The following is a 7868-nucleotide window of genomic DNA, read 5'->3' as shown; positions in this document are numbered from 1 at the left end:
CGAGGTTTGGGTCTTTTCTTAGAGCATTTTTAGAATGAATATATGCCTCGGTTATGCTTCCCTTTTTCATATAAAGCTCAGCCAGATAAACATCCAAGATTGCTAAACCCTTTGCATTAGAAAGGGCATCCCGATAAACATCTGGCAATATCTTTGCCATAAATCCAACCTCTTTATAGATAAAAAGAAGCCTCTGCCTGGCAATAAAAAAGCTTTTATCCCTTTCTAATACCTCATTCATCTTCTCCATGCCAGAGGTAAAAAAATTTAAGAGAATGTTCATAAACCCTTGAAGATATACCTTTTCTATCTCGCTATGCCTTATCTTGGAAAATATATCCTTTTCAATCTCCTCTATTCTATGTAGTCTATGGAGAACACCATGTGTATGTTGATGTTTATGTTTTTCTTCCCCTCTGGCAAGCAAGACCTTTACCAGCTCCTCTTTATAAAAGAGGTTATCGGGTTCAGCTTGATGTAGTTTTTGGAGGATATTATAGGATTCAGATAATAAACCCTGATAGGCAAGGCTCTTGGCAAATTCAAAAAGCAAAAGGGGGCTTCTTGTATTTTTTAAACCCTCCTTAAATACCTTATGTTTCTTCTCATCCTCTCCCAATAAGCTATAAATATTCAGCAAATTTATATAAACCAAGGGGTTTTGCAAAGAGAGCCCTTTTGCCAGGATAAGGTATTTCTCTGCCTTTCTAAAATCGCCCCTTGCCTTTCTACAAAGTGCCATACCCACATATCCATAAGAATTTCCCGCCTTTTTAAATAATACCTCTCCTTTTTCATACATACCCTTATGGTAAAAATAAATACCATCCCTTAAATAGGAAAGAGGGGGGTCTAATTTAATCTCTTTAAAGGAGGAGAGATTTCCCTCATTTTTAAGGGAATCTGCCAGGAAAAAAAGGATTTCTAAAGACTTCTTTTTAGTTAATGCCTCCTTATAAAATAAGGATGCCCGCTTAAAATCCCCTCTTGAATAAGCCGCCCTTGCCTCCTTTATAGAATCACAATAAGCATTTAATGAAATAATCAAAAGGGCGATGATAAACCTCATCTTAAACATTTAACCAAGTCTTCTTCTCTATTCAGGTTAAAAAAGCAATTCCTAAATTTATTACAGTTTACATATTTTACCTTTAGCCTCTTTATTAAACCCTGGAGGGAAAGCTCGTTATTCTCTATCTGCTCCTTTATTAAAGGAAGGGTTTCTTTTAAATATATCGCACAAAAAGGCTCTGGAATTCCATCTATGGTGGGAACAATAGCTTGAATATTATTCTGGTGCTCGGGTGCTAGAAGGATGCTCGTAGGCTGCCCTTTCAATATGTATTCAATAAGAGGGCTTTCCAAAAATGGCAGATCAGAGGCAAGGACAAGGTTTCTTTCACAATCTGAATAATAAAGCCCTGTATATAATCCAGAGATTGGCCCTTTTTCCTTAAATATATCCCCAAACCTCTTTCCAAATTGGGAAAGCCTTTGGTCATCACTGATGATCAAAATATCCTTACAATATGGCTTTATTGTTTTTATTATCCTTTCAATGAGAAATTCCCCTTCAATTTCAATAAATGCCTTATTTAAGGAGAGCCTTTGACTTTTTTCCTTTGCCAGAATAATCCCCCTCATTATATAAATTTTATCATTCCTTTCCTTATTTTGTCAAAGGTTTTTGAAACCTACCCATCTTGAGGATTTAGTCAACCCAAATATTGACAAAATGTTTATTTGTAGGGTATTATAAAAAGGGATGGAACAATATATAAATAGGCACAAGAGAGATAATAAAAAAGTTTGGAGGTGAATAAATATGATACCTAAAATACATAAATTACAGCAAGAGGAGCGTTTAGCATCCGACTTTTGGGAAGATCATAAATGGGCATTAGAGCACTATGCTGATCTTAGGGAAAAATACGCAGAGATGTGGGTAGCAATTGCAGATAAAAAAGTAGTAGCTTTTGGAGAAGATTTAACCGATGAAAGAGAAGAATCTATATCCAGAGAAATAGGTAGACCACCTGTTACGCTTTTTATAGAAGGACAAGCGAGAATACTATGAATAAAAGAATTCGGCTCTTCTTTTCTACAGAACCTGTTATTGATACCAAAAGTGGAATAGAGTTGCATAAAGGTATTAGGCTTTTAGCAGTCATCCAGTTTAGGACTTCTCAAGGATGGAGTAGCCCTGAATCTGCTATTGTAGATACAGGTGCTCCAATTTCTCTTATTCCGCACAAGATATGGAGGAAATGCATTAATAAGGTTATAGGTGAAACAGAATTACGGGGTGTAATTCCTAAAAAGGAATGTGCTATGTCTGTTAGGGTTGCCACAATTGAATTACGCTTGATTGATCCAGAGTATGCTACAGAAACAATAGGAATAAAGGCTTATCTTGCTCCAGGTGATAATGTACCATTAGTAATTGGATTTGAAAGATTACTTTCAGAATTTGATATTTTCTTCAGTTACCACACCAAAGATGCTTTTATTGAAGCGGTTAAATAGCTTGAAGGTCTAATGTTATGGATGTTGCCAAACTTCATATTAGGAAAAACCTTGGGTAAAACTTTTTTAAAGTCTTAAAGATGCGATTCGGATTCGTAGGTGATCGATTCTTAATAGGAGTGGTAGTGGTCACGGCAGTTGTCATTTTAGGAATGTTCATCCTCCATAGAGGGATGGAGAGGGAAAAATCGCCATCTATGGTAGTCCAAGTCCAGTCTCTGCCTTTAAAAGGTCCATTTCGCGTGAGGCGTGTTCTCGATGGCGACACAATATTACTGGACAATGGCGAGACAGTTCGTTTGATAGGGGTAGATGCTCCCGAAATACACCACCCAGAAATTCCTGTACAAAGGTTCGGCGAAGAAGCAAGGCAATTTTTGAAGGGGTTTGCAGAAGGATTTGAGTGTACTTTGGAATACGAACCCAATAATCTTAGAGACCAATATGGAAGGCTTCTGGCCTATGTTTTTGTGGACGGCCGCCTTGCAAACGCTGAGATGATCTACCGAGGGTATGCGTATGCTTATCTTAGGTTTCCCTTCCGGCGTCAAGCTGAATTTATTGCCTTAGAAGCGGAAGCGCAGAAACATCAATATGGTTTATGGCACCTCTCCCTCAAGGATGGCAGAATTGCTAACCTGGTAAAGAGATATGAATCACTTAATCTGGAAGGACGCAAAAGATTAGATGAAATTCTTAAGGAACTTCTGCAAAAATATCCTTTTGAAGAGAAAGGGAAAATTTATTCTCTAAGGAGGAAAGAATGAGGAAACACAATCCAGATCTTAAAAAGTTTCTTATTAGGCTTACAGTTACAGTGGTAGCGGCTGTTTTGGTGATCTACTTGGCCAAAGTATGGTTCGTTGACCAACGAGGTGCTCCTTTGCCTTCAAAGGGTGAACAAGGAGATAGATCTTTTCCTAAAAAAAGACAAAAGGGAGGCATCCCGGTGATTTCTTGGCAGGATGCTGAGAAGCACTATGGTGAGTATGCAAGGGTAGAAGGTAGAATTGTCGCCACACATAATTCAGGAAAGGCATGCTTCCTTAACTTTCACCCAGATTACAAGCGTTACTTTACGGCAGTTATCTTTGCGAGAGCCTTTTCCTCTTTCCCCGCGAATCCAGAAAATTACTACTATAAAAAGAGGGTTCGTGTCTCCGGCTACATTAAAGAATACAAGGGAAAACCGGAGATAATTTTAAATGATCAAAGCCAAATAGAGATTTTGAAATGATGAAATACCAATGTTAGGAAAATTGCTTTCTTTAATCTTTGGCACAAAGGAAAAGAGGGATATCAATCGCCTTCTTCCCATTGTTAATGAGATAAATGCTTATGAGGAAGATGTAGCAAAATATCCTGAGATAAAATTCAAGGAAAAAACCGAGGAATTTAAGGAAAGAATTGCAAAAGGTGAAACATTGGATGATCTTCTTCCTGAGGCATTTGCTTTAGTGAGGGAGGCGGGAAAAAGGACAATAAATATGCGGCCATTTGATGTCCAGCTTATGGGAGGGATTGTCTTACATCAGGGAAAGATTGCCGAGATGAAGACAGGAGAGGGAAAGACCCTGGTTGCCACAATGCCGGTTTATCTTAATGCCTTGCTGGGAAAGGGTGTCCATATTGTTACGGTAAATGACTATCTGGCAAAAAGGGATGCAAAGTGGATGGGTCCAATATATGAATTTATGGGTCTTTCCGTTGGCTATCTCCAGCACGATATGAACCCTAAGCAAAGAAAGACAATCTATCAATGTGATATTACCTATGGAACAAACTCTGAATTTGGCTTTGATTATTTAAGGGACAATATGGTTCCTGACCTATCGCTTAAGGTGCAAAGGGGTCATTTCTATGCCATTGTGGATGAGGTTGATTCAATATTGATTGATGAGGCAAGGACACCTTTGATCATCTCAGGTCCTTCTGAGGAATCAACGGATAAGTATTACAAGATAAATCAAACAATTCCTTATCTTAAAAAGGACATAGACTATCAGGTTGACGAGAAGATGCATACCTCTGTCTTAACCGAGGATGGGGTAAGAAAGGCTGAAAGGCTTTTAAAGAGAGAAAACCTTTATGACCCAAAGAATATCGACCTTATCCATCATATCAACCAGGCTCTGCGGGCACATACCCTGTTTAAAAGGGATGTTGATTATATGGTAAAGGATGGAGAGGTTTTAATTATTGATGAATTTACGGGAAGGATTATGCCAGGAAGGAGGTTTTCCGAAGGCTTACATCAGGCATTAGAGGCAAAGGAGGGGGTTAAAATTAAAAGCGAAAATCAAACCCTGGCAACGATTACCCTACAAAATTACTTTAGGATGTATGAAAAGCTAGCGGGAATGACGGGAACCGCCAAAACTGAGGCAGATGAATTCTATAATATCTACAAGCTTGATGTGGTGGTTATCCCCCCAAACAAGCCAATGATTAGGAAGGATTACCCCGATGTAATCTATAAAACAGAAAAGGCAAAGTTTGAGGCAATTACGAAGGAGATTGTGGAGCTTTACAGAAAGCAAGAGCCTGTCCTGATTGGAACAATATCTGTAGAAAAATCAGAACGCTTAAGCAGGATGCTTAAATCAAAAGGTATTCCCCATCAGGTATTGAATGCAAAATACCATGAGAAGGAGGCAGAGATTGTTGCCCAGGCAGGAAGAAAGGGGATGGTTACCATTGCCACAAATATGGCAGGAAGGGGAACCGATATTATTCTAGGAGGGAATCCACCCGATAAGGAAAATCAAGAGGAGGTATTAAAACTTGGTGGTCTCCATATTATTGGTTCTGAAAGGCATGAGGCAAGGAGGATTGATAATCAATTAAGGGGAAGGTGTGCCAGGCAGGGAGACCCTGGCTCATCAAGGTTTTATATCTCTTTAGAGGATGACTTAATGAGGCTATTTGGCTCAGAGAGAATAGCAAGCATAATGACCAAGCTTGGCTTAAGGGATGATGAGGTGATTGAGCATTCCTGGATTACAAAGTCAATAGAGAATGCCCAGAAAAAGGTAGAGGCACATAACTTTGAGATAAGAAAGAGGCTTTTGGAATTTGATGATGTGATGAATAACCAAAGAAGCCTTATTTACAATGAAAGGGATATGATTATGGCCTCAAGCGACCTTGATGAGCATTTTAAGGAGATGTGCCTTGAGGTGCTTGAGCTATACCTTCCCATTTATCTTCCTAAAGATATTCATCCCGATGATTGGGATATAGAGGGATTAAAAACAAGGGTTTTTCAGGTTTTTGGAATAAATCCAAGTATTTCTATAGAAGATAGAGAAGAGATAAAGGAAGGATTAGAAAAAGAGATTAGCCTTGCCTATGAGAGGAAAAAGGAAACCATGGGAAAAGATTTAATCCATATCCAAAGGATGATTATGCTCTCGGTTATTGATAACCTATGGAAAGACCATTTGCATAACTTAGATTTCTTAAGGGAAAGCATCCATTTAAGGGCATATGGACAAAGAGACCCCTTGGTGGAATACAAGATTGAGGCATTTAGGATGTTTGAAGAGCTTGTTTATCATATGAAAGAGGAAATTGTTGGGCATCTATTTAAGGTTTCCCTTACTGGAGTAAGGGAAAGACCAAGAGAGATAATTACCCGAGCAAGCCTTCCTACAGAACCCCATAAGAAAATAGGGAGAAACCAACCCTGCCCCTGTGGAAGTGGGAAGAAATACAAGTATTGCCATGGGAGGTAAGCAATATAAAGCGGCAAAGGCACAGAGTTTATGGTTTTAAGTTTTGTTTGTATTTTTGATTTTTGTATTGAGGCGTTTATCTCAAAAATGTTGAAATCCTTGTTAGGTTTGAGTGGGTTTGCAGGGCGGCAGAGTTATTAGGTTTAAAGGAGGAAAAGGTAGCCAGAGAATCTATGTGCGTAATGGCATAAGAGAGAGGTTGATATAAAAGAATAATGGTCAGATCAGCCTTTTTGCTATTTCTGCACCCTTTTTGCCAGAGAGAAGCATTGCACCAAAGGTAGGTCCCATCCTGGGCAAGCCATAGGTGGTGGCGGTTGCCATTCCGATTACAACAAGGCCAGGCCATACCTCACCAGAATGCTCAACCACAAGGTCTTCTGATTGAGAAATCCACATCGCACCAAACCCCTTTGTTTTTATTAACCCCCTTTCCTCAAGCTTCTTAACACAGCAAGCATCATGTCCTGTTGCATCAATTAAAACCTTTGTCTCTAAAGGAATTGGGTCTATACAGGCAATCTCCCTTGGAAGTGCCTCAATTGGCGTCCAATTTACCACAGCGCCACAGACCCTATTTTCCTCTTGCAAGACAAGGTCATCAAATACGGTCAATTGCAAGAATCTAACACCTGCATCACAGGCAGAGCCAATAAGCTTTGATACACAATGAGGACCATCTGCAACATATAGCCCCTTTGTCGTTTCTTTGCAAGGAACACCGAGCTCTTCCAAAATCTCCTGTCCCGGCTCTCTTAATGTTACCTTATTCATAAGATAGCCACCAATCCAGAAGCCACCACCAAGGTAGTTATTCCTCTCTATTATAAGCACCTTCATTCCTTCCCTTGCCAGCTCCCTTCCTGCGATAAGCCCAGATGGACCACTTCCAATGATAATGCAATCGCTCTCTACATATTCCAAGAATTGCTTGGAAAACTCAGAGACGATTGCAGAGCTTACATCCTTCTCAGAAATTGGTGCAAATATTTTATTCATCTTTCAACAATTACCCCCTTTTCTTCTAAATGCTTTATTGCCCTTTCAATCTCCCCTTCTTCTCCCTCTAGGGAAAGGACTACCCATCCAGAATCTGAGGTTACATTTGCAGACTTTATGCTATAAATAACCGAAAAATCCTTTCCCAGGCGATAAAGCACAGGCTCACAGACCAAGTCTTCTGGAAATACAAGCTTCATCTCTTTCTTCATCTCATTCCTCCCAATCTTAAATTCCATTACCCCTCCACAACATCCCCTCCGATGGGATCCACCTTTACACCCTTTTTTATTAAATCATCAATTGCCCTATCTATCTCATCCATCTCTCCCGAAAGCTCCAAAACCATCCATCCAATTTCCTGATCAATATTTGCCCTCCTTATGTTTGTTATTACATCAAAATCCCGGCTTAATTGATAAATTATTGGCTTATCAATCAGTTCCTTGGGAAACCTTAAAGACAACTTTATCTTTGCCATTTATAGTTAATTCCATAACGCTTTACAAAATGTATGTGTTTAGATAATCTTAAGGAAAACTTTATAAAATTATGAATTTTGAATGTTGAATTTTGAATTAAAAGGGAAAAAATTTTATAAAACTT

At 39.1% G+C, this 7868-nt stretch carries 10 protein-coding genes; 5 read left to right on the top strand and 5 right to left on the bottom strand.

Translation table 11 applies throughout. The annotated features are described in order from the left end of the window. Both AB1397_03325 and AB1397_03320 read right to left on the bottom strand, forming a co-directional pair. On the bottom strand, positions 1-1078 hold a 1078-nt coding region (locus AB1397_03325; GenBank protein ID MEW6482022.1), incomplete at its 3' end, for a hypothetical protein. Continuing rightward, positions 1066-1644, bottom strand: a complete 579-nt coding sequence (locus tag AB1397_03320; protein MEW6482021.1) for a molybdenum cofactor guanylyltransferase — start codon at positions 1642-1644, stop codon at positions 1066-1068. The genes AB1397_03325 and AB1397_03320, both read right to left, overlap by 13 nt. 181 nt (positions 1645-1825) lie before the next feature. Here AB1397_03320 and AB1397_03315 point away from each other — a divergent pair, with 181 nt between their 5' ends. From AB1397_03315 to secA, 5 genes are all read left to right on the top strand, one after another. Continuing rightward, positions 1826-2077: a DUF5678 domain-containing protein gene (locus tag AB1397_03315; protein ID MEW6482020.1), complete on the top strand. Its 252-nt coding sequence runs from the start codon at positions 1826-1828 to the stop codon at positions 2075-2077. Next, positions 2074-2526: a hypothetical protein gene (locus AB1397_03310; protein MEW6482019.1), complete on the top strand. Its 453-nt coding sequence runs from the start codon at positions 2074-2076 to the stop codon at positions 2524-2526. The genes AB1397_03315 and AB1397_03310 overlap by 4 nt, the downstream gene beginning before the upstream one ends. Before the next feature lie 125 nt (positions 2527-2651). Beyond that, positions 2652-3293, top strand: a complete 642-nt coding sequence (locus AB1397_03305; GenBank protein ID MEW6482018.1) for a thermonuclease family protein — start codon at positions 2652-2654, stop codon at positions 3291-3293. After that, the gene (locus AB1397_03300) at positions 3290-3763 is read left to right on the top strand and encodes a hypothetical protein (GenBank protein ID MEW6482017.1); all 474 of its coding nucleotides are present in this window, start codon (positions 3290-3292) and stop codon (positions 3761-3763) included. The genes AB1397_03305 and AB1397_03300 overlap by 4 nt, the downstream gene beginning before the upstream one ends. A gap of 10 nt (positions 3764-3773) precedes the next feature. Then, positions 3774-6263: a preprotein translocase subunit SecA gene (gene secA, locus AB1397_03295; GenBank protein ID MEW6482016.1), complete on the top strand. Its 2490-nt coding sequence runs from the start codon at positions 3774-3776 to the stop codon at positions 6261-6263. A gap of 219 nt (positions 6264-6482) precedes the next feature. On the opposite strand, the gene AB1397_03290 is transcribed toward secA, so the two are convergent. Genes AB1397_03290 through AB1397_03280 form a run of 3 tightly spaced genes read right to left on the bottom strand, consistent with a single transcriptional unit; the run spans position 6483 to position 7743 of the window. Continuing rightward, a complete protein-coding gene (locus tag AB1397_03290; protein MEW6482015.1) occupies positions 6483-7262 on the bottom strand; it encodes a sulfide-dependent adenosine diphosphate thiazole synthase in 780 nt (259 codons plus the stop codon). Further along, the gene (locus tag AB1397_03285; GenBank protein ID MEW6482014.1) at positions 7259-7501 is read right to left on the bottom strand and encodes an NIL domain-containing protein; all 243 of its coding nucleotides are present in this window, start codon (positions 7499-7501) and stop codon (positions 7259-7261) included. The genes AB1397_03290 and AB1397_03285 overlap by 4 nt, the downstream gene beginning before the upstream one ends. Further along, a complete protein-coding gene (locus AB1397_03280) occupies positions 7501-7743 on the bottom strand; it encodes an NIL domain-containing protein (GenBank protein ID MEW6482013.1) in 243 nt (80 codons plus the stop codon). Before AB1397_03280 ends, AB1397_03285 begins: the two co-directional genes overlap by 1 nt. Positions 7744-7868 lie beyond the last annotated feature (125 nt).

The organism is bacterium (genome assembly GCA_040756715.1).
Classification (GTDB): Bacteria; UBA9089; UBA9088; order UBA9088; family UBA9088; genus JBFLYE01.
This window is presented reverse-complemented; position numbering and strand designations above follow the sequence as displayed.